Raw genomic sequence first — 25,859 nt, 5'->3', positions numbered from 1 at the left:
TGCGGGCGGGTACACCGAGCGACAGCGAGGTGCCGAGTGGTGGGGCAAGAGCGTTTTGCTTACTTTTGCGCTCTCAAAAGTGAGGCGCTGTAAAAGCGCAACCAATATCAGCCGTCACTCCAACAACGGATATGTACACAAAAATCACTACACGGGAAAGACAGCGTAGTTTTTTTGGCGGCCCATCCGACCCCTCGCAGCAAATGTGGCAATCCGCCGCCGCATTTCCATCCCTCACTTCAGTCTCCACGACGAGCACGCCTGTTTTTGCTGAACAATCAGTGCTTTGTATCAACGCCGACAAGTTGGTCCGGATATTGCTATCTCCCTGTTAGAACAGCTACAGACGGCAAACGTCTGTCAGAGGAGGAAGACTGTGGACAAGTTGCTTTACGTCGCGATGAGCGGTGCATCTGAAAACGCCGTTGCGCAAAAGGCTCATGCCAACAACCTGGCTAACGTCTCGACCAATGGCTTCATGCGCGACCTCGAACAGGCGCGCTCGATGCCAGTGTTTGGCGAGGTTCAGCCTTCGCGTGCCTACGCAATGAGCGAACGTCCCGGTACTGACTTCAGTGGCGGCGCAATGATCCAGACCGGTCGTGATCTCGACATCGCGGTCAAGGGCGATGGCTGGATTGCCGTTCAGACACCTGACGGTGGCGAGGCTTATACCCGCAGTGCAGGCATGAATATTGATGCCGTCGGCGTGCTTCGGGCTGGCAATGGTTTGCCGGTCATGGGCAACGGCGGTCCTATCGCCGTGCCGCCGCAACAACAGATTGAAATCGGCGCTGATGGGACCATCAGCGTTCGTTCCCTGGGCGAGAGCGCTCAAGTCATGGCTCAGGTTGATCGCATCAAGCTGGTCAGACCTGATATGAAAACCATGGAAAAAGGCCCGGATGGCCTGATCCACCTGAAGAGCGGTGCAGCGGCCCCAGCCGACGCCAACGTTCAGGTCGAGTCGGGCTTTTTGCAGGCGAGCAACGTCAATGCCGTGGAAGAAATGACTTCCGTTCTGGCCTTGTCCCGCCAATTTGAATTGCACGTCAAGATGATGAAAACCGCTGAGCAGAACGACGAATCCGCCACGCGCATCTTGCAGGGCTAACCATTGACAGCTTGCGTCGATAAACCGACGCACGAGGAGAGAAAGAATGCTTCCTGCACTATATGTCGCGAAAACCGGTCTCGCCGCTCAGGACATGAACCTGACGACCATTTCCAACAACCTGGCAAACGTCTCGACCACGGGTTTTAAAAGTGATCGCGCCGAGTTCCAGGACCTGCTCTATCAGATCAAGCGTCAGCCGGGTGCTCAGTCGACCCAGGACAGCGAACTGCCGTCCGGTCTGCAACTGGGTACCGGTGTGCGCATCGTCGGTACGCAGAAAAACTTCACCGCCGGTAGCCTGGAAACCACCGAAAACCCACTGGATATCGCAGTGAACGGTCGTGGCTTCCTGCAGATCATGCAGCCTGACGGCACCATCGCCTACACCCGTGACGGTACGTTTCACCTGGACGGCAACGGCCAGATCGTGACCGCCAATGGTTATGCGCTGGAACCCGCCATCGTCGTACCGCAGAACGCCCAGACCTTCACCGTGGGTCAGGACGGTACTGTTTCGATCACCTTGGCCGGTGCGACCGCAACGCCACAGATTATCGGCAACATCCAGACGGCTGACTTCATCAACCCGGCTGGTCTGCAAGCGCAAGGTGGCAACCTGTTCCTGGAAACTGCATCCAGTGGTGCACCGCAAGTAGGTACACCTGGCCTGAACGGCCTGGGTACGACTTTGCAGAACACCCTCGAAGCTTCCAACGTCAGCACCGTTGAAGAGTTGGTCAACATGATCACCACTCAGCGTGCTTACGAGATGAACTCGAAAGTGATTTCGACGGCTGACCAGATGCTGCAGAACCTGACGCAGAACCTGTAACGCTTTGATCGACCTGTTTGACCTGTTGCTGTACCCGCTCAATTCGATACGGCGCCTGCCCGGCGCCAGTTACACCGCGAGGTTTTAAGTGTCATGAAACGGCTATCTGTTCTGCGGTTTTCTGTGTTGGTGGTGCCATTCTGTGGAATCGCTCTGCTGGCAGGCTGCGTTGCGCCTAATGCCAAGCCTAATGACCCTTATTACGCGCCGGTGATGCCGCGTACGCCGCTGCCTGCTGCAGCGAACAACGGCTCGATTTATCAGGCGGGTTTCGAGCAGAACATGTATGGCGATCGCAAGGCCTTCCGGGTAGGCGACATCATCACCATTACCTTGTCGGAGCGGATGGCTGCGAGCAAGGCTGCAAGCTCGGGCATCTCCAAGAACAGCACGGCGAACATCGGTTTGACCTCGCTGTTCGGTTCGGGGCTGACCACCAACAACCCGATTGGCAGTAACGATTTGAGTCTCGGCGCTGGCTACAACGGCGCACGTACCACTGCCGGTGACGGCAAGGCTGCCCAGAGCAACAGCTTGACCGGTTCGGTCACGGTGACCGTTGCCGACGTCATGCCCAACGGCATTCTGGCGGTTCGCGGCGAGAAGTGGATGACGCTGAACACCGGTGATGAACTGGTGCGCATCGCCGGTCTGGTTCGTGCTGACGACATCGCGACTGACAACACCGTTTCGTCCACTCGTGTGGCCGACGCGCGCATTACGTATTCAGGTACTGGTGCATTTGCCGATTCGAGCCAGCCAGGCTGGTTTGACCGGTTCTTCCTCAGCCCGTTGTTCCCTTTCTGATAGCGGGATAAACATGATCAATCTCAAGCAATTGCTCGCGGCAGCACTGCTGTTGTCTACCGCGTTCGGCGCTCATGCCGAGCGTTTGAAGGACATCGCCAGTATTTCCGGCGTACGGGCCAACCAGTTGATCGGTTACGGCTTGGTCGTGGGTCTCAACGGTACGGGTGACCAGACCACTCAGACCCCGTTTACCTTGCAGACCTTCAACAACATGCTGGCCCAGTTCGGTATCAAGGTGCCAACCGGTTCCGGTACCGTGCAGTTGAAAAACGTCGCGGCAGTGGCGGTGTACGCAGACTTGCCCGCGTTCGCCAAACCAGGCCAGACCGTTGACATCACCGTGTCGTCGATCGGTAACTCGAAAAGCCTGCGCGGTGGTGCGCTGTTGATGACGCCGATGAAAGGTGTCGACGGCAACGTCTATGCCATCGCTCAGGGCAACCTGGTCGTCGGTGGCTTTGATGCTGAAGGCCGGGACGGTTCGAAGATCACCGTCAACGTGCCGTCGTCCGGTCGTATTCCGGGTGGTGCATCGGTTGAGCGAGCAGTGCCGAGCGGCTTCAATCAGGGCAATACGCTGACGCTGAACCTCAACCGTTCGGACTTCACTACCGCAAAGCGCGTAGTGGACAAGATCAATGACCTGCTCGGCCCTGGCGTTGCCCAGGCGCTCGATGGCGGCTCTGTTCGTGTGACCGCGCCGCTTGATCCGGGTCAGCGCGTTGACTATCTGTCAGTGCTGGAAAACCTCGAAATCGATCCGGGCCAGACCGCGGCTAAAGTCATCATCAACTCGCGTACCGGCACCATCGTGATCGGTCAGAACGTCAAGGTTTCGCCTGCTGCCGTGACTCACGGCAGCCTGACGGTGACCATCACCGAAGACCCGATTGTCAGTCAGCCAGGGCCGCTCTCCAATGGCCAGACGGCTGTGGTGCCACGCTCCAAGGTCAATGCTCAGCAAGAGCTGCACCCGATGTTCAAGTTCGGCCCTGGCACCACGCTGGATGAGATTGTTCGTGCCGTTAACCAGGTGGGCGCTGCGCCCGGCGACTTGATGGCAATCCTTGAAGCATTGAAACAGGCCGGCGCGTTGCAGGCCGACCTGATCGTGATCTGAGGACACTGTAAATGGACATGCCCAAGAGCCCGGTTTCTTCAGGTATCGATTCAGGTGCGTACACCGACCTTAATCGTCTGAGCTCGCTGAAAACCGGTGATGTGAACAGCGATGCCAACCTGAAAAAGGTTGCGCAGGAGTTCGAGTCGCTGTTCGTCAGTCAGATGCTCAAGGCAATGCGCTCTGCCAACGAAGTGCTGGCCAAGGACAATCCGATGAATACCGCCGCAACCCGGCAGTATCAGGACATGTATGACCAGCAGCTGTCCGTGACGTTGTCCGGGCGGGGCAATGGTATCGGCCTGCAAGACGTGCTGATGCGCCAGCTTTCCAAGACTCGCAACATGCACACGGCTGCTACCGCTGATGCGGCAAAAGGCGATGCTTCGACTGCCGCCAACGGTCTGGCTGCCAGCGTTCAGCAACGGCCGCTGTGGGCGACGCGTTCGGCCGCAAGTGACAGGACCGCAGCAGTGGCAGAAGGGCGCAACGATGTGGCAGCGCTCAATTCCCGCCGCCTGGCATTGCCCAGCAAACTTACTGATCGTCTGCTGGCGGGCATCGTGCCGTCGGGTGCTACTGAGCTGTCGCCTATTGCTCGCAACAACGTGGCCAGTAAAGGCACAGGCAGTGGAAACGGCGACTGGACGATGGACCCGAATCTGGCGCCAGCGACCCCGCAGTACGTGCGCAGTATTGCTCAGCCGCCTTTGGCTCCGGCCAAACGTGCGTTCGGCAATTCCGATGAGTTCATGGCAACCATGTTGCCGCTGGCCAAGGATGCTGCTGCGCGCATCGGCGTCGATCCGGCGATCCTGGTGGCGCAAGCCGCACTGGAAACCGGTTGGGGCAAGTCGATCATGCGTCAGCAGGATGGCAGCAGCAGTCACAACCTGTTCGGTATCAAGGCGACGGGTAGCTGGGATGGCAAGCAGGCGCGGGCAATTACCAGCGAGTTCCGTGACGGCAAGATGGTCAAGGAGACGGCGGATTTCCGTTCCTATGACTCCTATGCAGACAGCTTCCACGACCTGGTCAGCCTGTTGCAGAACAACAATCGCTATAAAGAAGTCGTGAATTCTGCCGATAACCCGGAACAGTTTGTAAAAGAATTGCAGAAGGCTGGATACGCTACGGATCCGGACTATGCCAGCAAGATTTCGCAGATTGCGAAACAGATGAAGAGTTACCAGAACTACGCCGCCGCTACGGGCTCTTCCACGACTTTATAAGGTTTTAATCATGTCGCTGCTTTCAATTGGGTTGTCGGGTCTGTCCGCGAGTAGTGCGGCGATGAACACCATCGGTAACAACACGGCTAACGTGGATACCGCGGGTTATTCGCGTCAGCAGGTCATGACCACTGCTTCGTTGCAGCAGAATCTGGGTGCTGGCTATATCGGCACCGGGACGACGCTGTCCGACGTTCGTCGGATCTACAACAGCTACATGGACGCCCAATTGCAAACCAGTACCGCGCTGAGTGCCGATGCGGTGGCTTACTCAGGGCAAGCGTCCCAGACCGATAAGTTGTTATCGGACAGCGCGACGGGTATTTCGACGTCACTGTCGCAGTTTTTCACCCAGTTGCAGGGTGTTTCGAAGCTCGCTACCGACTCGAACTCCCGGCAACTGTTTTTGACCCAGGCCAGCGCGCTCACCGGTCGTTTCAACTCGATCAGCTCACAGCTCAGTTCGCAGAACGCATCGGTTAACAGCCAGTTGTCTTCCACGGCTGATCAGGTCAACAAGCTGTCGTCGACTATCGCCTCGCTCAATAAGCAAATCACGTCGGCGAGTGCGACCGGCGCAACACCTAACACCATGATGGATTCGCGTAACGAGGCGGTGCGTCAGCTCAATGAGCTGGTCGGTGCCAAGGTGGTCGAGACCAACGGCAGCTTCGATGTCTACATCGGTACCGGGCAGTCCCTGGTCACTGGCAGCACTGCGTACACAATGACTGCTGCACCGAGCGCTACCGATCCGCTGCAATATGGCCTCAAGCTGACTTACGGCACCGCGAATGTTGACGTGACGTCGGTGATCACTGGCGGCAGCATCGGTGGTCTGCTGCGCTACCGCAGCGAGGTATTGACCCCGGCGACCAACGAGCTCGGCCGGGTTGCGCTGGTGCTTTCCGATCAGGTCAACAGCCAGTTGAATCAGGGTATCGACGCTAACGGTAACTTTGGCTCCAACCTGTTCAGCAGCATCAATGATCCGAGTCAGATCAGCCAGCGCAGCATCGGTCGTGCAACCAACACTGCCGGTTCAGGCAATCTTGATGTCACGATCACCGATACCAGTAAGTTGACCACCAGTGATTACGAGGTTGTTTTTAACGACGCCGGTGACAACAAGAAATTTATTGTTCGGTCTTTGCCGGACGGTACTTCTGTCGGCAGCGGCAGTCTGGATGACAATCCGCCCAAGCAGTTCGATGGCTTCTCGGTCAGCCTCAATGGCAACGCTATGGGGTTCGGTGACAGCTTCAAATTGACGCCGACCCGTAATGCGGCGGCACAGTTGTCAACCGTGATTTCCGATCCGCGCAGTCTTGCTGCTGCTGCACCGCTGACGGCGACCGCCGCTGCCAACTCCGGTACCGGTACGTTTACCCAGCCGACACTCACGACTAAATCGGACATCTACGACACGGCCGCAACAGCGGACCTGCGTAACGCAATCACCACCTCCACGCCGATGAAACTGCTGTTCGGCACGGCATCAGGGGGTGTTCAGAGCTATCAGTTGCTGGACGCTCAGGGCGATGCGGTGCTGGACAAGACCGGTACCGCCATCACCGGCAATATCGTGCCAGGGCAAAGCAACACGCTGACGTTTAATGTGGGTTACACCGATTCTGCCAGCGCTGCTCAGTCCTTTTCGGTCGAGATGACCATCGCGGGGGCGCCCAACAACAATGATGCCTACAACATTGGCCTGACCGGCGCGGGTTCTGCCGACAACCGCAATGCGACCAGTTTGCTGGAACTGCAGACCAAGCAGACCGTTGGTGTCAACGGTACCGTCGGGCAGAGCATGTCTGGCGCTTACGGAACGCTGGTTTCAAACGTCGGTTCGGCGGCTGCTCAGGGGCTTAGCGATACCACAGCGACTGCCGCACTGTTGACCCAGTCAAAAAACTCACGCGATGCGATATCCGGCGTTTCCCTCGATGAGGAAGCCGCCAACCTGATCAAGTATCAACAGTACTACACCGCGTCTTCGCAGATCATCAAAGCGGCGCAGTCCATTTTCAGCACGCTGATCAACAGTCTTTAAGGGGGCGTAATCCATGCGTATTTCAACTGCTCAGTTTTACGAAACCAGTACCGCCAATTACCAGCGTACCTATGCCAAGGTGAACCAGACGGGCGAAGAGGTCGCCAGCGGGATCAAGCTCAACACCGCTTCCGATGATCCGGTGGGTGCTGCGCGAGTGCTGGAGTTGTCCCAGCAAAACTCGATGCTGACTCAGTACGGTGCCAACATCAGTACCATTGGCACCAATGTGACCAAGTCCGAGACGGCCTTGAAGAGTATTCAGAATTCGCTGCAAAGGGCGTCGGAACTGATTATTGCCGCAGGTAACGGTACTTACACAGACAACGACCGTAAATCCGCCGCTGACGAACTGAAAGCGGTTCAGACCCAGATTCTGGGGCTCATGAACAGCCAGGACGCGAACGGCGAGTACCTGTTTTCCGGCTCGAAGACCTCGATAGCACCGTACTCCCTGAATTCGGACGGCACGTACTCTTACAACGGCGACCAGACCTCCATCAACCTCGCCATTGGCGACGGCTTGAGTGTGGCCAGCAATACCACCGGCTGGGATGCTTTCGAAACGGCAGTCAACAGCACGCGTACCTCGTCGACTCTGACCTCACCGGCAACCAATGACGGCAAGATCAGCCTGTCCGGGGGGAGTGTCGCCTCCAGCGCTGCCTACTCGGCGGAGTACCTGGCAGGACAGCCTTACGAGTTGACCTTTCTGAGCAGTACGCAGTACAAGATCACGAGTCTTGCGACCAACACTGATGTCACTATTGATGCGAGCAGCGGGGGGAATTTCTCTTCGGCAAATGCTGGGTCCCAGACGATCAATTTTCGTGGCGTACAGTTGTCGCTCAATGTGAACCTTACGGATGCCGAACGGGCGGATCCGGCGCTTGCCGATGCAGCTATCGCCGGGCCTCCTGAGCGTACTTTCACTCTGGCTGCCACGACAGACAAAATCAGCACCACGCGCAGCAACGGTAATACGTCCGGTGCAGTGATCACCGGTGCGGCAGTGGGCAGCACTCCTTTGGAAATGGCGGCGTACAACAATACGTTCCCTGCCGGTGGCGCGGTCCTCAAGTTCACCTCGGCTACCGACTATGCGTTGTATGCATCGCCGATCACCAGCAGCAGCACGCCGGTTTCCAGCGGGACGATGACGCTGACGCCACCGAACACGACCATCAGTGCTTCCGGGATCAACTTCACAATCAACGGCACGCCAGATATCAATGACCAGTTTGTGGTCAAGGGCGGCACTCAGAAGACCCAGAACGTACTCAATACCCTGTCGTCGGTGATCACTGCGCTGAGCACGCCAGCCGATGGCAATCCAGTGGCTGGTCAGAAATTGCAGGCTGCTCTGGATTCTGCTCTGGGTAACATCGCCAGCGGTACCGAGAGGGTTTCCACTGCCATTTCCGCTGGTGGTGCCCGTCAGGCCAGTGCCGATGATCAGGGTGTGACCAACGATCTGCTCAAAGGCAACAACAAGCTGGAGCAGGGCAAAATTACCGACTCCGATCCGGTTGATGCCATCGGGCGTTTGACCATGCAGCAGACCATGTTGACGGCTTCACAGTTGGTATTTACCAAGCTGGCGCAGTTGAACCTGTTCAGTCAGTTGTAAGTGCAACGCCGCAGAAATGCGGCGCATCGCCGAGCAAACCGTCTTTTTTCAGCGGTTAAGGGGCTTGATCCGTAAGGCAGGCCCGCCGCTCGTGAGTACGTCCAGTGAATCCAGCTCCTCTCGTCAGTATCGTCATCCCCGCCTACAACCCGCGCTTTTTCAACGCTGCACTGGTCAGTGCCCTGCACCAGACGTATTCCAATCTTGAAGTGATTGTCTGTGATGACAGTCGTGGCGGCGAAATCAAGGCGATTTTTGATTCGTTTAGCGATGCTGCGAGCGTCAGTCTGCGCTATGTACGTAATGTTGAACATCTGGGTCTGACGGGTAATCTGCAGGTCTGCCTCAATGAGGCTCAGGGCGAGTTCATCAAGTTTTTTTGTGATGATGATCTTGTTTTTCCCAGTTGTATCGAGGCACAGGCCAATGCACTGATAGAGCAAGCCGATGCGAGCCTGGTTTGTGCACAGCGAATGCTTTGGGATGCGGACAACATACAGCTTCCGCAACGTCTGGAAAATGACGTGATCTGTCCGCAGAGTTCGATCCTCAAGGGCGATGATCTGCTGGCGATAATCGAGTCGTTCCCGGTCAACTTTCTGGGTGGTTTCAGCAGTACTTTGTTCCGTCACGCCGATATTCAGGAGCTGCTGCCAGCCCTGACCCAGCCGGATCATTGCTTTGTCGCGAGTCTGGATTTCGCTTTGTATGTTTGCCTGTTACGTCGCGGCAACCTCGTGCTGCTCAACGATATCCTCAGCGTGGAGCGGTTGTACCCCGATCGCTTGAGCGCACAGCCGTCTATGAAAGATGCCGTGCGGGTAGAGCGCGAGTGGTTGAAGCAGATGCTCAAAGGGCGTAGTGGTGAGTCAGCGCCGGCCCATGGCTGGGTTCGTTACCTGCCACTGAGCCGGGCCCACGAGGCCCCACGGGTCTGGGAAGAGATTTGCATCAGCCGTTCGATGGGGACTCGGCAGACCACGCTTCCATGGCGGGTTGGTGTCAAGGCGCAGAGCTTTTCCGAGTTGTACGAGCAATGGCTGGCGTGCCGCTCCCTCTCCGAGATTCAGCGCAACCTTTTGCCGGAGACTTTGGATAGCTGGTCCTGGCTGCCCAAAATCGTTCCGGTGATCATTGATGATCAGGTTATTGGCGGCGAGCTGGCGGTGACCCTGCAAAGCCTCGAAGCACAAGATTATCCCCCGCACCTGGTACTGGTGCTATCCCGCAGCTGCACCGAGACACTTCTGGAGGGTAATACGCTGCGCATGCCGCTCCAGGACAACTGGCAACAACAGCTCAATGAAGTATTGGGGCAGTTACAGGGCGCTGACTGGTTTTATCTGTTGCAGGCGGGTGACCGGGTTATGGCGCCAGCCTTGCTGGTGATGGCCGAGCGGATTGTCGCTTTTGCCGATGTCTTGTGTCTGTACAGTGATGAAGGCGGGCTGCGTGACACTGAGTCTGTAGACCCGATCTTCAAGCCCGATTTCAACCTGGATCTGCTGCGCAGTTATCCTTACGTGGGTCGAACGCTGGCCTTTAACCGCGAGCAGTTTCTTGCCGTCGGTGGTTTCGATGCGTTTTTTGGCGAGCTGGCCCCTCACGATGTTCTCTGGCGTCTGGTAGAAACCCATGGGACCCATGTGGTGGAGCACATCAGCGATATCCTGGTGGAAGCGCCGCTGGGCCTTTCCGGCTGGCTGGCCCAGCCAGAAGTGGTCGAGCAGAACCCGGCCTTGCTGCGCGCGCATCTTCAGCGTCTGGGGGTTGAGCATGATCTGCGTCAGGGCAGCATGCCACTGCTTAACCGGATAGATTACCGACACGCACAACGCCCGCTGGTTTCTATCATCATCACCTGCAAGGATCAGATAGCGGCTTTGCAGCGCTGCGCAGAGAGCCTGCTGGAAAAAACGGCCTACACCGAATACGAGCTGTTGCTGGTGGACAACGGCAGCGAGCAACCAGGCACCCTGGCCTGGCTGGAGGCCATGGCGCAATTGGGCGGCGGCAAGTTGCGGGTGTTGAGTTACCCGGAGCAGGGCAATACTGCTGCTCTGTACAATTTTGCTGCCGAGCATGCCCGGGGCGATTACCTGTTGATGCTCAACTGTTTTTCGGTGGTGACCGAATCTGACTGGCTCGATGAGTTGCTCAATCACGGACAGCGTCCTGAAGTGGCGATCGTAGGGGCGAAGCTGTTCAATCCCTCCGGCGGTGTCGTGCACGCCGGGTTGATCCTTGGGCTCCATGGTCCGGCAAATTCAGCATTTAATGGGGGCGCCGGTCATGCGGCGGGTTACATGCATCGTTTGCAGGTTGCCCATGATCTCAGTGCGGTCGGGGCTGACTGTCTGCTGGTGCGCAAGCAGGTATTTGATGAGGTAGGCGGGCTGGATGAGCTGAGCTTTACCAGCACCCTTGGCGACGTGGACCTCTGTTTGCGAATTCGCCAGAAAGGTTATCTGGTGGTCTGGACGCCTTACGCTCAACTGGCGTTGGGCAACCGACCAGCAACTGTCGATGCCGGGCTGGAACAGCGCAAAGCGGTAGAGACGACGACTTACTACAAGCGTTGGTTGCCTATCATTGCCCGGGACCCGGCTTATAACGTAAACCTGTCGCTTAATACCTTGGGTGGCGGCAGTTTTGGTCTCGACCCTGGCTTGACTACCGGTTGGCGTCCGTTCGTGCGCAAGACGCTGCCGGTAGTCGCGGCCTTGCCTATCAATGCAAGCGCCGTTGGGCATTACCGGGTGGTTCAGCCTCTTGCCGAGCTTCAGGCAGCGGGTAGGGCGACTGGGCAGGTTTACTATTCCACGCCGTCGACTATTGAATTCGAGCGGCTGGATCCGGACGTGATCATCCTGCAGTGTCGCTACAGTGAAGGCCCGATCAACGAAATCGTGCCGATGAAAACCTTCTCCAGGGCGCGGCGCATCTATGAGCTCGATGACTATGTCATAGAGTCCACGAAGAAAAACCTGCATGCCCGCAACAAGCCGGAGCAGGACGAAATGGAGCGTATGGTTCGTCGCGCCATAGGTCTTTGTGATCGCGTGGTGGTCACCACCGAGTCGTTGGCCGACGCGCTATCGAGCATGCACACCGATATTCGGGTGGTGCCTAACATGCTGGAGGCGTACATGTGGAACAATCTGCGCAGCCAGCGCAGGACTTCCAGAAAGCCTCGGGTGGGTTGGGGCGGCGGTACCAGTCATAGCGGCGACCTGGAGATCATTGCCGAGGTTGTTCGCGAGTTGGCTGACGAAGTGGAGTGGGTGTTCTTTGGCATGTGTCCGGACGAGTTGCGTCCTTATATCCATGAGTTTCATGGCGTCATCAGCCTGAGTGCCTACCCGGCCAAACTGGCCAGCCTGAACCTTGATCTCGCCCTTGCACCGCTGGAGTTCCACATCTTCAACGACTGCAAGAGCAACCTGCGCCTGCTGGAGTACGGAGCCTGTGGCTACCCGGTGGTGTGTACCGACACTGCGGCTTATCGTGGTTATCTGCCCTGCACCCGGGTCAAGAGCAACAGCACCCAGGAATGGCTGGAGGCTATTCGTATGCATCTCGCTGACCCTGAGGCCAGCTATCGTATGGGTGATCAGTTGCGTGAGATGGTGCTCCGGGACTTCGTGCTCCGTGGCGATAACCTTGAGCATTGGGTCAATGGCTGGCTTGCCGACTGACACACTTCGCATGACCCTTTGTTGACTCTGGCCTGGGCAATCCAGGCTGGCGCGCTTCCTGCATATTTCCCCTTATATCGTCATAAAACGTGTATTTGCGCCAGCCGATGAGCGCTATCCCGGTAGCGTTGACGGTTTGTCCAGATGGTTTGCAAAGTCCCCCGAAAGCTCGACGGGGCACTGTGAAGTGGAAGAGGGGATGAGATGAAGGCAGTAATTCTGGCCGGTGGGCTGGGGACAAGGATCAGCGAAGAGTCACATCTCAAGCCCAAGCCGATGATCGAAATCGGCGGCAAGCCAATTCTCTGGCACATCATGAAGCAGTACTCCGCTCACGGCATCAACGACTTCGTGATTTGCCTGGGCTACAAGGGCTACGCGATCAAGGATTTCTTCGCCAACTATTTCCTGCATACCTCTGACGTCACCTTCGACATGTGCAACAACCGCATGGACGTCCACCAGAACTACAGCGAGCCCTGGCGCGTGACCCTGATCGATACCGGTGAGGAGACCATGACTGGTGGGCGCCTGCGCCGTGCTGGCCGCTATCTGGAAAACGAAGAAGCCTTTTGCTTCACCTACGGCGACGGTGTTTCCGATCTCAATATCAGCGCCTTGGTCGACTTTCATCTCTCTCACAAGAAGCTCGCGACAGTAACTGCTGTGCAGCCGCCAGGACGTTATGGCGCTCTGGAGCGCGACGGCGACCTGGTGCTCGGTTTCTCTGAAAAGCCTCGTGGTGATGGCGGCTGGATCAACGGTGGCTTCTTTGTGTTGTCACCCAAAGTGTTGCCGCTGATCCCCGGGGACGATACCACCTGGGAAGCCGAACCCCTTATTGGGCTCGCCGCGCGGGGTGAATTGAAGGCTTTCCAGCACGACGGTTTCTGGCACCCCATGGACACCCTGCGTGACAAGAATCACCTGGAGCAACTGTGGCAGAGCGGGGAGGCCCCATGGAAGCAGTGGGGCTGAGTTCGCAGTTCTGGAGCGGCAAGCGCGTTCTGTTGACCGGTCACACGGGGTTCAAAGGCAGTTGGCTGGCTTTGTGGCTGAAAAGCATGGGCGCCAACGTCACGGGCTTTGCCCTTGAGCCTGGCACCGATCCAAGCCTGTTCGAGCTGGCCGGGGTTGCCGAGGGCATCAATGACCAGCGCGGTGATCTACGTGATCTGGGTGCTCTGCTGGAAATCATTGCCGAGACCCAGCCGGAAATCGTTCTGCATCTCGCTGCGCAACCGCTGGTGCGTGAAGCGTATCGCGATCCTCTGGGAACCTACTCAAGCAACGTCATGGGCACGCTCAACGTGCTCGAAGCCATTCGCCAGGTTGGCGGCGTCCGCGCTTGCGTGCTGGTCACCACCGACAAGGTCTACGCCAATCAGGAATGGCTCTGGCCGTACCGCGAGAACGAGCCGCTGGGCGGGCATGATCCTTATAGCAGCAGCAAGGCCTGTTGCGAGTTGCTGGCCCAGTCTTACGCGGCTTCGTTTTTTCCGGCAGAACGTTACGCCGAGCACGGCCTGGCGCTGGCCACTGCCCGTGCAGGTAACGTGCTGGGCGGTGGCGATTTTGCACCGGAGCGCCTGATTCCCGATGTACTCAAGGCCTGGTCTGCCAGTGAGCCGGTAACCCTGCGTTACCCGCAGGCGGTTCGCCCCTGGCAGCACGCGCTGGAGCCTTTGGCTGGCTATCTTTTACTGGCGGCCGGGTTGTATCAGCAAGGCCCGGAGTTTGCCGGTGCCTGGAACTTTGGTCCTGGTGAAGCAGACATGTGCAGCGTGGGCGAAGTGGTCGAACTGCTTGCCCGTCGCTGGCCTCAAGCCCCCGGCTTGCGTATAGAGCCCAGTGATTTGCATGAAGCCGGTCTCTTGCGCCTGGACAGCAGCCGTGCCCGGCAGATCCTGGGCTGGAAACCTCGCTGGTCGTTGCAGCAATGTCTGGAGCAGACGCTGGACTGGCACCTGGCTTGGAAGGCTGGCAAAAACATGCGTGAGGTGACCCTCACTCAATTGAATCTGTATCGGGGGTCGCATTGAGCGAGTTCATGTTGCATGCGTTGCCGCTGGAAGGGTTGTTCAGCGTTCAACATAAATACCATGCCGATGAGCGCGGGCATTTCTCCAGACTGTTTTGCGAAGGCGGCCTCAGCCAGTTTGGCCAGCCGTTTCATATCCGTCAGATCAATCATTCCTGTACGCGTGAGCGCGGGACTGTGCGCGGCCTGCATTTTCAGAATGCCAGCCTGCCGGAAGCCAAGTTGATCAGCTGTCTGCGGGGTGAAGTCTGGGATGTTGCGGTGGATCTGCGTCCCGATTCGGCGACCTTCCTGCACTGGCATGCCGAATACCTGCGAGCGGGTGACGGTCGCAGCCTGCTGCTGCCGGCCGGTTTCGCCCATGGCTTTCAGGCCATGACCGACGACGCCGAATTGCTTTATTTGCACAGCGCCGATTACACGCCAGGTCACGAAGGTGGGCTCAGCGTGCACGACCCACGCCTGAGTATTACCTGGCCGCTCCCCGTCAAGAATCTGTCGGAAAGAGATCTTTCGCATCCCTTGCTGGATGCCCAATTCGCCGGAGTGCGTTTATGAATTGCCGTGGGTGCGGTGCAGCTTTGAGCCTGCCGCTGATTGATCTGGGGACATCGCCGCCTTCCAACGCCTACCTGCGGGCAGAGCAACTGGACAGCGCCGAGCAGTGGGTGCCGCTGAAAGTTCAGGTCTGCCAGTCCTGCTGGCTGGTGCAGACCGAGGACTACACGCGGGCCGACAGCCTGTTTGATGCCGATTACGCTTACTTCAGTTCTTTTTCCAGTACCTGGCTGGAGCATGCCGAGCACTACGTGGCGACCATGGTCGAGCGTTTTGGCTTGAATGAGCAGAGCCGGGTCGTGGAAGTCGCGGCCAACGATGGTTACCTGTTGCAGTATGTAGCCCGACGCGGGATTGCCTGTCTGGGGGTCGAGCCGACCCACAGCACAGCGCAGGCAGCGCGGGCCAAAGGCCTGGAGATTCGCGAGCTGTTTTTTGGCCGTGAGAGCGCTTCGCAGTTGTTGGAGCAGGGCTGGGCTGCTGACTTGATGGCCGCCAACAACGTGTTGGCCCATGTACCGGACATCAATGATTTCCTGAGCGGTTTCGCCACCTTGCTCAAACTCGGCGGCGTGGCAACTTTCGAGTTTCCTCATCTGCTGACGTTAATGGCAGGTGCGCAATTCGATACGCTGTATCACGAGCACTATTCCTACCTCTCGCTCACTGCGGTGCAGACCCTGTGCGAGCGTAATGGCCTGAGCGTGTTCGACGTCAGTGAACTGCCCACTCATGGCGGCTCACTTCGGGTCTTCGTGCAACGCGCCGACGGTGGACAGCATGATCAGATGCCCGCTGTGCAGCGTGTACTTGAGGCCGAGTTGAACACTGGGGTGCAAACCGCGCAGTTCTATACCAGCCTCGCTCCGGCTGCCGAGCGTATCAAGCATGAGTTGCTGCGCTTCCTGCTGCAGGCCAAGGCCGATGGCAAGCGCGTGGTCGGCTACGGCGCGGCGGCCAAGGGCAACACCCTGCTCAACTACGCGGGCATCAAGCCCGATCTGTTGGCGTGGGTCGCTGACGCCAGCCCACACAAGCAAGGCAAGTTCCTGCCGGGCAGTCGCATTCCGGTGGTCGAGCCTGAGCGTATCGCGCTGGAAAAGCCTGATTACGTATTAGTGCTGCCCTGGAATCTGATCGATGAGATCACCGGGCAGTTCGCGGGTGTGAACAGTTGGGGAGGGCGTTTTGTCGTGGCTATTCCAGAGTTGAAAGTCCTGTGACGGGCTTGCATGTACTGGTCACGGGGGCGACCGGGTTTGTCGGCCGCCATGTTGTCAGCGCTTTGCTGAACAAAGGCTGCCGTGTCCGCGCCGTTGCCCGCAATGCTCAGGTCGCACAAAGCATGCCGTGGATAAAAGACGTCGAGTTCGTCAGCGCGGATATTCACGCTGATGATCTCAATGTGGCGGCGCTTACCAAGGGTATCGATGCCCTCGTGCATCTGGCCTGGCCAGGCCTGCCTAACTACCAGGGTTTGTTTCATTTCGAGCAGAACCTGTTCGCGGACTACCGCTTTATCAAAGCTGTCGTTGAGGCCGGTGTCGGTCAGGTGATGGTGACGGGCACCTGCTTCGAGTACGGCATGCAAAGTGGTGCCCTGGATGAAAACGCCGTGGCTCAGCCGACCAATCCCTACGGCCTTGCTAAAAACACCTTGCGTCTGTTTCTGGAAAGTTTGCAGCGGCAGCAGGCTTTCACGCTGCAATGGGTTCGCCTGTTCTATCTGCATGGTGAGGGGCAAAACAGCAACAGTCTGCTGGCCAGCCTTGACCGGTCGATCGATGCCGGTGACAGCTCCTTCAACATGTCGGCGGGTGACCAGTTGCGGGACTATCTCGCGATTGAAGTGGCTGCCGACAATCTTGTCGGCGTGCTGCACTGCCGGGATTTCTCGGGCGTCGTCAATTGCGCCAGCGGTCAGCCGATCTCGGTTCGGGCGCTGGTCGAGCAGCGGTTGCGGGTGAGAGGGGGCTCGTTGCATTTGAATCTGGGGCATTACGGTTATTCCCCCCATGAACCCATGGCGTTCTGGGGTGACAACAAGCGGCTGCTGGGACTCTTGAGTGAAGGGCGGCAGGGCGCTGAATAACTGCTGTTGAGCGCCACCATGCGCGCCGGTTCGCGTCGGCACATTGGCAAGATTTTTCTCGCAAGGCCTTTGGCTATTGGTTCAACTTATCTTTATCGAGAACAGAAAAATGACGGATACAGCACTGCAAGTATTCCAGCGTGAATGCGACGAGCAAGTCAACGACCAGGGCCAGGACCAGAAGCTCAAGGCCCTTGCCCAAGAGTTCTACAACGAGTCGGCCCGGCACAAATACACCTATCACTTTTCCTGGATGGGGCGCCCGATCATTCAGTTGCCTCAAGACATGATGGCGATGCAGGAACTGATCTGGCGCATCAAGCCGGATCTGGTCATCGAATGCGGCATCGCTCATGGCGGTTCTATCATCTATTACGCTTCCCTGCTTGAGCTGCAGGGGCATGGCGAAGTGCTGGGTATCGACCGTGATATTCGCCCGCACAACCGCGAGGCCATTGAAAGCCACCCGATGAGCAAGCGTATCCAGATGATCGAGGCCTCCAGCATTGATCCGGCGACTGCCGAGCAAGTGCGTGCTATCGCGGCGGGCAAGAAAGTCATCGTGGTGCTGGACTCCAATCACACTCACGAGCACGTGCTTGAAGAGTTGCGTCTTTATTCCCCGCTGGTTTCCGTGGACAGCTATTGCGTGGTGATGGATACGGTGGTGGAAGACATGCCCGAGGACGCGTTCCCGGATCGCCCATGGGGCAAAGGCGATAACCCGAAGACCGCCGTATGGGCCTACCTCAAGGAAAACGCCGATTTTGTGATCGATGAGTCGATTCACAACAAATTGCTGATCACTGTGGCGATGGACGGTTATCTGCGTCGGGTCCGCTAGTCATTGAACGCAAAGTCATTGAATCCTTTATCGCCTGTTGCACGGGGACTATTTATGCAAGGCCAGCACCTTACCAGCCATCGCCCGCCTTTGAGTGAACAGCTTACGCTGGTGATCATCAGTCACAATCGTCCGGCTTTTCTGCGTCGGGCGTTGCGCTACTATCAGACGCTGCCTTGCAGGATTCTGGTCCTGGACTCATCTGCCGAGAAAGCAACGGACCTGCCGACGCAAACGGTTGCCGACATCGACTATCAGTACCTGCCGCAGTTTGGTTATTGGGGCTTGCAGACCAAGCTGGTGTATGGGGTTCCGCTGGTTTCCACGCCTTACATGGTATTTGTCTCGGATGACGATTTCATCCTGCACGACACGTTGCAGGCTTCAGTGGATTTCCTGCACGACAACCCTGATTACGGCATGTGCCACGGCTATTGCCTGATGTACGCGTCCCTTGGCAAGCAGGTCAAATACCTCCGTCGCGACAAGAAGATCCAGGAAGATTACGGCTCTGATCTGGCCCAGGAACGTGTGGTCGAGTTCATGGGGCAGTTTGTGCCGCCTTTCTATGCCGTTACCCGCACTTCGCTACTGCAGGAGTGGTACGCCACACTGCCGGAAAATACCTCGATGCAGTGGCAGGAAATTGGCCACACGTATTTTCTTGTCGCCTCGGCCAAGGCTCGAGTACTGCATGCCCCGTATGTCGTTCGGGAGGTCAATATCGGTACCTCCGAGCACAACACAGAAGTCTCCCACTCCCTGCTATTCACCGATGAGCAATCGGTCAGGGAACGTGAAGCGTTTATTGATTTCTGCGCATCGCTGCCAGTGGGTATGAAGGATCTCAGCGTGGAGCAGCGCCGTCAGGTGGTGGTAGATGGCTTTAACGCGATGGGTGAATGTTTGATTGCTCGCCGCTCGCTGACTAACGAACCAATTTTCGAATCGACCTGGAACGTCCCCGAGGTTGGGCCGGAACGCCGTTTTGGTCCCATGCAGTATGTGGAAATGCCTTTTTACAACCAGGCATTTTTTGACCAGTTGACCGAAATCGAGTTTTTCCTGCATGCGATGCCTGCCGCGCGCATTCAGCTTACGATGCTTGAAGGTGCATGGGCTCAGCAGGAAGAGCTGTTGGCCGTTCGTGCCACCGACACGGCCGAGACGCGAGTCTCCCGCCTGTGGGATGCGATGCAACTCAATGCCTTCAACCGTCGGGTGGTCAAAGAACTGGCTCACCAGCTTGAACTCAACGAGGAGCATGATGATGCGCGCAAGATGCACGCATGGGCCGAGCGTCTTGATTCGCTTCATGAATATGACAGCCAGCAGATGCTCGCCGGCATGCAATCAGGTCGATTGCTGAACTGGTTGGCATTACGCACCGCAAGTACTGAGGAGCAGGGCACAATAGGCCGCTATCTCGGGACTAAAGGCACGCCGCCGCAATTTGGTCTGTTGGTACTCAATCTCGACAACGACATCCATAAGTTGCAGACCACACTCGACAGCCTGGTCGAAGGTCTCTACAAGGGCTTCAAGGTGGTGGTGTTCACGACCGATGAACCGCCAAGTGCGACGACGTTCGGCAGCACGCTGCACTTCGTCAAAGTCACCCAGACCAACTATGTCGAGAAACTCAACCAGATTGCTCGCCAGCTATCCACGGACTGGCTGATGCTGGCCGAAGCCGGTGACCAGTTCACAGCGGCCGGCCTTTTGCTGGCCGGCCTTGAGTTGCTGGCCGCTCCGGAGTGCCGCGCCGTCTGCGCCGACGAAATTCATCGTCAGGCAAACGGGGCGTTGCGGGATATTTTCCGACCAGGCTTCAACCTGGATCTGCTGCAAAGCATTCCGTCATTGATGGCTCGCCACTGGCTGGTCCGTCGTGATGTGCTGATCGAGGCCGGTGGTTACTCTGCTGAATTCACCGACGCGCTGGAATTCGACCTGCTGTTGAGAATTATCCAGCAAGGCGGTCTGGGCTGGCTGGCTCATCTCGATGAGCCGTTGATGATTTGTGATACGCCGTCGACTACTGAAAATACTCAAGAGCGACTGGCATTGACCCGCCATTTGAGTGCGCGTGGCTATAAGGCGCAGGTCACGTGCGAGGCCAATGGTATCCATCACATCGACTATCGCCATACCGAGCGTCCACTGGTGAGCGTCATTCTGCACGGCGAGGTCGAGCTTGAGCCTCTCCAGCGCTGCCTGATCAGCATCCTGCAACGCACCCGCTACCTGCGTTTTGAAGTGCTGCTGGCCAGTCATCAGGGCATGGCACCGCAAATGCTGGAATGGCTGGGTCAGCTGGAGCAGCCTGGCGGCCGGGTGCGGGTGCTTGAGGTCGAGGCGGGGCTAAGTCCCTCCGCGTCGTGCAATGTCATTGCCGCTCAGGCCCGGGGTGAATACCTGTTGTGGCTGGCGGCCGACAGTGAGGTGGTCGGTCCGAACTGGATAGGCAATCTGCTCAACCAGGCCCAGCGTCCCGAAGTCGGGGTGGTGGGTGCAAGGCTGACGGATGCCGAGGGCAAGATCACTCAGGCTGGTTTGATCCTGGGCTTGAATGGCGGTGTGGGCTCGCCATTTATTGGTCTGGATTCGGAGGAGTCGGGTTATATGCGTCGTCTGCAGGTGACGCAAAACTACTCGGCCGTTTCGGCTGCGTGTCTGATGGTGCGCAAGGAACTGTTTGATGAGGTGGGTGGTTTTGACGAAGGTGATTTCGCGCAGGCCTTCAGTGATGTCGATCTTTGTCTGAACATTGGTCAGCTCGGTTTCATGACGGTATGGACGCCGCAGGCGCATATCTGTCATTCGGGTGTTCTGCCGGACGCGCCGCAGGCTCTTGCGACTTTGAAGGGTAAGTGGGCTGGGCAATTCGAGCATGATCAGGCTTACAACAAGAACCTGTCGTTGACGGGGAAGGGTTTCAAGCTGGGTGAGCCGAGCGGTGTGAACTGGTCGCAGTTGTTCGTCTAGTTCTGCGTGAGTCCTGACGCCCTTGCGATGTTTGCGGGGGCGTTTATGTTTCTTGGTTTGCTCGCACTTCGGTGTACATATCCGTTACCGTAGTCATGGCTTCTATTGGTTGCGCTTTTACAGCGCCTCACTTTTGAACATCCGGAAGCCGGCCCAGACAAAAGTAAGCAAAACGCTCTTGCCCCACCACTGGGTGCCTCGCTGTCGCTCGGCATACCCGTAATCCGACATTGCTGCGTGGGGCCGCCGCCACCGGCCATCCATGGCCTGAGGCGGCTAAACCGGCATCCCTGCCGGTTTGCCCCACACAGCAATATCGAATTCCGGCCGGCGTGGTTTAACGGGGCGCCTAAAATCAAAAGCAGATCAAAAGCAGCGGTTTCACCGCGGAGCGGCAGGAGCGAACTTGTTCGCGAGATGTCAGCAAAGCCAACAAAGGTCTTGTCTGACACACCGCCTCGCAGCCTTCGGCAGCTCCTACAGATGCCCGGCAATCCACACAACAGGTCGGCTGTCAGGCCGCCGCGCTTTTGATTTTGATCTGAGGCGCCCCGTTAACCACGATGGCCGCCCGCCGATCCTGAACCGTGGGCAACCCGGCAAGGACGCCGGGTTAGCCGCATTGGGCCATGGATGGCCCGTTGCGGCGCCCCACGGTTCAGGATCTGCGGGCGGGTACACCGAGCGACAGCGAGGTGCCAAGTGGTGGGGCAAGAGCCTTTTGCTTACTTTTGGGCTCCTTTCAAAAGTGAGGCGCTGTAAAAGCGCAACCAATATCAGCCATGAACACGGTAACGGATATGTACACAAGAGTAGCTACACGACAGATATGAAGAAACCCCACTCATATCTCCATGACATCTTGAAGTTTTTTAGTGAATCCCTGCACGATGACAGCCCTCAACAGTGTCATGCCATGCGCTAAAAGGGTATAAAACTTAGTGACCTATGAGTCATAACGCGCATCTTCACTGTATCGTGCTCGCGGGCGATGATGGCGTCAGGCTGATTTCACGGTAATCCGGGACCGGTCAAACTCCTTCGCTGCTCTTTTTTCATGGGTCAAAAGCCATTTGTTTTCGATGCCGAGTCATCGGGCAAACGGTGATATTCAGCTATTTATATTGGGAAGCCATGATGATTGGCATAAAAAGCATAGCGAGTTACGTACCTCTGGCTGGCGTCGACAACTACGCCCAGGGTGCGAAATTCGGCAAGGATGACGAATTCATCCTTGGCAAGATCGGCTCCGCTTTTCTACCGCGCAAGGATGATGCACAGGAAACCTCCGATCTGTGCGTCGAGGCAGTCAACGCCCTGTTCGCCAATAATCCGGACCTCAAACGCGAGTCCATCGATGCGCTGATTGTTGTCACGCAGAACGGTGACGAGGAAGGCTTGCCACACACTGCCGCTATCGTTCAGGACAAACTGGGCCTGCCAACGAATGTGGCCGCGTTCGACATCTCCCTTGGCTGCTCCGGTTATGTTTACGGCATTTATGCACTTAAAGGTTTCATGGAAGCAGCAGGCCTGAAAAACGGTCTGCTGGTCACTGCCGATCCTTATTCGAAGATCGTCGATCCGGAAGATCGCAACACCACGATGCTGTTTGGCGATGCCGCCACTGCAACCTGGATGGGCGAGGACGCGCCTTGGCAACTGGGCAAGGCCAAGTTCGGTACCGACGGCTCCGGCGCTGCTCACTTGAAAGTCAGCAATGGCGTCTTCTTCATGAATGGCCGCCAGGTTTTCAACTTCGCACTGCTCAAGGTACCTGCACACCTGCATGAGTTGTTGCAGGAGTCGGATCTGGATCAAAGCGATATTGACGCGTTCTGCATTCACCAGGGCAGTGCGGCGATTGTCGATGCCGTGGCGCGACGCTTTGAAGGCGAGCCGGAAAAATTCATCAAAGACATGCTGGAAACGGGTAATACCATTTCTTCCAGCATCCCATTGCTGCTTGAGAAGCATGTGCTGGATGCCAGCTGGAAACGCGTTGCGCTCAGCGGTTTTGGCGTTGGCTTGTCCTGGGGCTCGGCGATCATTTATCGGCCCTGATCGAATATTGCAGTAAAAAATAGCGCTCAGGACGGTTACTCTTGAGCGCTATTTTTTTGTCCGGAGTTTGGGTGAGGTCTTATGGATGACAGCTTCCAGTTAAATGCCGCGGTGCTTCAGGATCGCTGGCCGCAGGTGTTTGCCAGGTTGCTGGATGAAGATTACGAGGCGCTTCAGGTCGAACTGGTTAATGGACTTGAAGCGACCCTGAGTGTCTCGGGTATACAGCTGACCAGTCGCCACGACCGAAACGCCGAGGCGCGGTTGCAGGCCGCCAGCCTTCCGGCTGGCGCATCACTGCTGCATTTATATGGCACCGGGCTTGGCGACCTGCAGCAGGTATTGCTGGAGCGTCCCGACTTGCGGCGCTTGCAGGTGCATATCCTCAACGGGGCTTTGTTCTCGCTGGTGCTCAGGCTTGCTGATCAGACGTCCTGGCTCAGCGATCCTCGGGTCGAGCTGGGTTATGCCGCTGATAACCGCGAGATTCAGTTGCCGTTCTTCGCCTTGCCTGCCGAGCTGGAGCTGGCGGATGAGGTCAATGCGCGGATTCGGGACCGACTGGTCAGTGAAGTCCATCTGCATTTCAATAATCGTGAGTTCGATCCGCAAGCGCCGCACATCGTTGAGCGTTTGCTGGCGAACCTTGAGCTGGTCAGCTCCGACCGGGACGTGACCGAGCTGTTCGGCCAGCACGTGAGCCGGGAAATGTATGTGATAGGCACCGGGCCGAGTCTTGAGCAGCACTTTGAAAGGCTGCTGAGCATTCGTGCGGGCGAGCAACGTCCACTGTTTATCTGTGTCGACACCGCCTACAAACCGCTGCTTGCCCACGGCATAAGGCCGGACTTTGTGGTGAGCATTGATCAGAAGATCACGACTGCACACCTGCCACCGGCTGACTCGGCAGAAATCGTGCTGGTCTATAAGCCCTTGAGCGACCCTCTGGTGATCCAGGCCTGGGAAGGGCCGCGATACGCCAGTTATTCGCCAGGCTCGATACATGATGAGTTGCGCAAGCACGTTAGCCGTGGCGAGTTGTTCGGCGGCGGCAGCGTGATTCATCCTGCGGTGGATCTGGCCGTGCAGATGGGGGCGTCGCGGGTGACACTGTTCGGTACCGATTTCGCTTATCCGATGAACAAGACCCATGCCGGGTGGGCCGACGGAACGCTTGGTCCTTCTATCGATCATGCCCGGCAATGGGTGCTTGACGGTTATGGCCAGCGAGTCAGGACGCAACTGAATTTCCGCCGCTATCTCGGCGAGCTGGAGCGCTATATCTACCTGCACCCTCACGTGCAGTTCCTTAATAGCAGCCGGGCAGGGGCGATGATCGCCGGCACAGCTTTTAATAAGGAGTTCGTGCAATGACGACGGTCGAGCAATGTATCGCGCACTGCACCGCATGCGCCGGTCTGTTTCGTTTGGGGCGTAGCGTCGAGGCGGGGCTGGATATGATTGATGTCTTCGAAAGTGCTGGCGGCCATCTCGATAAGCGCTCACCCGACGTGCAGCAGCAATGGGTGCAGTTGCTGACGATCATGCTGGCGTGTCAACAGGCTCAGGATTGGCTTGGACTGGCCGACTATATGCAGTACGAACTGGCAGATTTGCTTAGAGGCTAAAGGCCAGATCAAGGCGGTTTTTTGACGGCGTTCTGGTTTTGTCGAAAGTTGCAAGACCTCTTGGTTAATGTGTTTTTTCGTTAAGTCGTTGTTTTTGAAAAAAATCTCTCAAGCACTGGAATTTTTTTTCAAATACACCTAAAGCAAACAGGGTAGACGACGATAACTATTACGAAGGTTCTCTGTGCCAACCCGGCTGTCGCCAGGGCCGGAAGCCGCAGCACCCAACCAATGAGGATTTCATCATGGCTTTAAGCGTAAACACTAACGTTGCTTCCCTTGCTGTTCAGAAGAACCTGGGTCGCGCCTCCGACGCTCTGTCCACTTCCATGACTCGCTTGTCTTCTGGCCTGAAAATCAACAGCGCCAAAGACGACGCAGCCGGCCTGCAGATCGCAACCCGTATCACCAGCCAGGTTCGCGGCCAGACCGTAGCAATCAAGAACGCCAACGACGGCATCTCGATGGCTCAGACCGCTGAAGGCGCTCTGCAAGAATCCACCAACCTTCTGCAGCGTATGCGTGAACTGTCTATCCAGGCACGTAACGGTACCAACGGTACTTCCGAGCAGAAAGCGACCAACGCTGAATTCGCTCAGTTGTCTGACGAATTGACTCGTATCGCTACCAGCACCAACCTGAACGGCAAAAACCTGCTCGACGGTACTGCTGGCACCATGACTCTGCAAGTTGGTTCCAACACTGGCGACGCTAACCACATCGACCTGGTTCTGAGCACTGGCTTCGGCGCAGTCGCTCTGTCTGTAGACAGTGGCACTCTGGCTCTGACCGGCGCTGACTCGGCTACCGCTGCGACCAATATCGACAAAGCGATCAGCTCGATCGACGATGCACTGTCGAAAATCAACGAAACCCGTTCGAACCTCGGTGCTTCGCAAAACCGTCTGACCAGCACCATCTCCAACCTGCAGAACGTAAACGAAAACGCCACCGCTGCACTGGGTCGCGTTCAGGATACCGACTTCGCAGAAGAGACTGCTAACCTGACCAAGCAACAAACTCTGCAGCAAGCTTCGCAAGCTGTTCTGGCTCAGGCCAACCAGCTGCCATCCGCTGTACTGAAACTGCTTCAGTAATATCGGTGTAAGACTTGGCGGGGGAGTATGCGGTTCGTACTCCTCCGCTTTT

General features: G+C 57.2%; 19 protein-coding genes. All 19 read left to right on the top strand.

Annotation, left to right across the window (positions count from 1 at the left end; all coding sequences use genetic code 11):
- Positions 1-376: 376 nt before the first annotated feature.
- Positions 377-1,114: a flagellar basal body rod protein FlgF gene (locus tag RX972_RS13715; protein WP_027898280.1), complete on the top strand. Its 738-nt coding sequence runs from the start codon at positions 377-379 to the stop codon at positions 1,112-1,114.
- Between the two features lie 46 nt (positions 1,115-1,160).
- Positions 1,161-1,949, top strand: a complete 789-nt coding sequence (flgG, locus tag RX972_RS13710; protein WP_027898281.1) for a flagellar basal-body rod protein FlgG — start codon at positions 1,161-1,163, stop codon at positions 1,947-1,949.
- A 93-nt stretch (positions 1,950-2,042) separates the two neighbouring features.
- Positions 2,043-2,756 (top strand): flagellar basal body L-ring protein FlgH, encoded by a 714-nt coding sequence (flgH, locus tag RX972_RS13705; protein WP_027898282.1) that lies wholly within the window; start codon positions 2,043-2,045, stop codon positions 2,754-2,756.
- A gap of 13 nt (positions 2,757-2,769) precedes the next feature.
- Entirely contained in the window at positions 2,770-3,879 is a 1,110-nt protein-coding gene (locus RX972_RS13700) for a flagellar basal body P-ring protein FlgI (RefSeq protein WP_122396597.1), read from the top strand.
- Between the two features lie 11 nt (positions 3,880-3,890).
- The gene (flgJ, locus tag RX972_RS13695; RefSeq protein WP_122396596.1) at positions 3,891-5,111 is read left to right on the top strand and encodes a flagellar assembly peptidoglycan hydrolase FlgJ; all 1,221 of its coding nucleotides are present in this window, start codon (positions 3,891-3,893) and stop codon (positions 5,109-5,111) included.
- Between the two features lie 10 nt (positions 5,112-5,121).
- A complete protein-coding gene (gene flgK, locus RX972_RS13690) occupies positions 5,122-7,167 on the top strand; it encodes a flagellar hook-associated protein FlgK (protein ID WP_316876040.1) in 2,046 nt (681 codons plus the stop codon).
- Positions 7,168-7,180: 13 nt separating this feature from the next.
- Positions 7,181-8,797, top strand: a complete 1,617-nt coding sequence (locus RX972_RS13685; protein ID WP_255878554.1) for a flagellar hook-associated protein 3 — start codon at positions 7,181-7,183, stop codon at positions 8,795-8,797.
- Positions 8,798-8,901: 104 nt separating this feature from the next.
- A complete protein-coding gene (locus RX972_RS13680) occupies positions 8,902-12,495 on the top strand; it encodes a glycosyltransferase (protein WP_316876035.1) in 3,594 nt (1,197 codons plus the stop codon).
- A gap of 204 nt (positions 12,496-12,699) precedes the next feature.
- Positions 12,700-13,473 (top strand): glucose-1-phosphate cytidylyltransferase, encoded by a 774-nt coding sequence (gene rfbF, locus RX972_RS13675; RefSeq protein WP_027898288.1) that lies wholly within the window; start codon positions 12,700-12,702, stop codon positions 13,471-13,473.
- The gene (rfbG, locus tag RX972_RS13670; RefSeq protein ID WP_316876032.1) at positions 13,455-14,537 is read left to right on the top strand and encodes a CDP-glucose 4,6-dehydratase; all 1,083 of its coding nucleotides are present in this window, start codon (positions 13,455-13,457) and stop codon (positions 14,535-14,537) included. Before rfbF ends, rfbG begins: the two co-directional genes overlap by 19 nt.
- Positions 14,534-15,094, top strand: a complete 561-nt coding sequence (locus RX972_RS13665) for a dTDP-4-dehydrorhamnose 3,5-epimerase (protein ID WP_316876030.1) — start codon at positions 14,534-14,536, stop codon at positions 15,092-15,094. Before rfbG ends, RX972_RS13665 begins: the two co-directional genes overlap by 4 nt.
- Positions 15,091-16,317, top strand: a complete 1,227-nt coding sequence (locus RX972_RS13660; protein ID WP_316876028.1) for a class I SAM-dependent methyltransferase — start codon at positions 15,091-15,093, stop codon at positions 16,315-16,317. Before RX972_RS13665 ends, RX972_RS13660 begins: the two co-directional genes overlap by 4 nt.
- Positions 16,318-16,322: 5 nt before the next feature.
- Positions 16,323-17,186 carry an NAD(P)-dependent oxidoreductase gene (locus RX972_RS13655; RefSeq protein ID WP_316876086.1) on the top strand — a complete coding sequence of 288 codons (864 nt, stop codon included), beginning with the start codon at positions 16,323-16,325 and terminating at the stop codon, positions 17,184-17,186.
- Positions 17,187-17,295: 109 nt separating this feature from the next.
- Positions 17,296-18,030 (top strand): cephalosporin hydroxylase family protein, encoded by a 735-nt coding sequence (locus RX972_RS13650; protein ID WP_099267366.1) that lies wholly within the window; start codon positions 17,296-17,298, stop codon positions 18,028-18,030.
- Positions 18,031-18,084: 54 nt separating this feature from the next.
- Positions 18,085-21,018, top strand: coding sequence for a TIGR00180 family glycosyltransferase (locus tag RX972_RS13645; protein WP_316876024.1), 2,934 nt, complete (start codon positions 18,085-18,087; stop codon positions 21,016-21,018).
- A 1,137-nt stretch (positions 21,019-22,155) separates the two neighbouring features.
- The gene (locus RX972_RS13640) at positions 22,156-23,082 is read left to right on the top strand and encodes a ketoacyl-ACP synthase III (protein WP_027901013.1); all 927 of its coding nucleotides are present in this window, start codon (positions 22,156-22,158) and stop codon (positions 23,080-23,082) included.
- Between the two features lie 81 nt (positions 23,083-23,163).
- Positions 23,164-24,456 carry a motility associated factor glycosyltransferase family protein gene (locus tag RX972_RS13635; protein WP_316876021.1) on the top strand — a complete coding sequence of 431 codons (1,293 nt, stop codon included), beginning with the start codon at positions 23,164-23,166 and terminating at the stop codon, positions 24,454-24,456.
- Entirely contained in the window at positions 24,453-24,710 is a 258-nt protein-coding gene (locus RX972_RS13630) for a hypothetical protein (RefSeq protein ID WP_122397713.1), read from the top strand. The genes RX972_RS13635 and RX972_RS13630 overlap by 4 nt, the downstream gene beginning before the upstream one ends.
- Positions 24,711-24,955: 245 nt before the next feature.
- A complete protein-coding gene (locus RX972_RS13625) occupies positions 24,956-25,807 on the top strand; it encodes a flagellin domain-containing protein (protein ID WP_095094529.1) in 852 nt (283 codons plus the stop codon).
- Positions 25,808-25,859: the final 52 nt, after the last annotated feature.

The organism is Pseudomonas syringae group sp. J309-1, assembly GCF_032582135.1.
GTDB classification, from domain to species: Bacteria; Pseudomonadota; Gammaproteobacteria; order Pseudomonadales; family Pseudomonadaceae; genus Aquipseudomonas; species Aquipseudomonas quasicaspiana.
The sequence above is the reverse complement of the archived record's forward strand: the minus strand, read 5'-3'. Positions and strand labels throughout refer to the sequence as shown.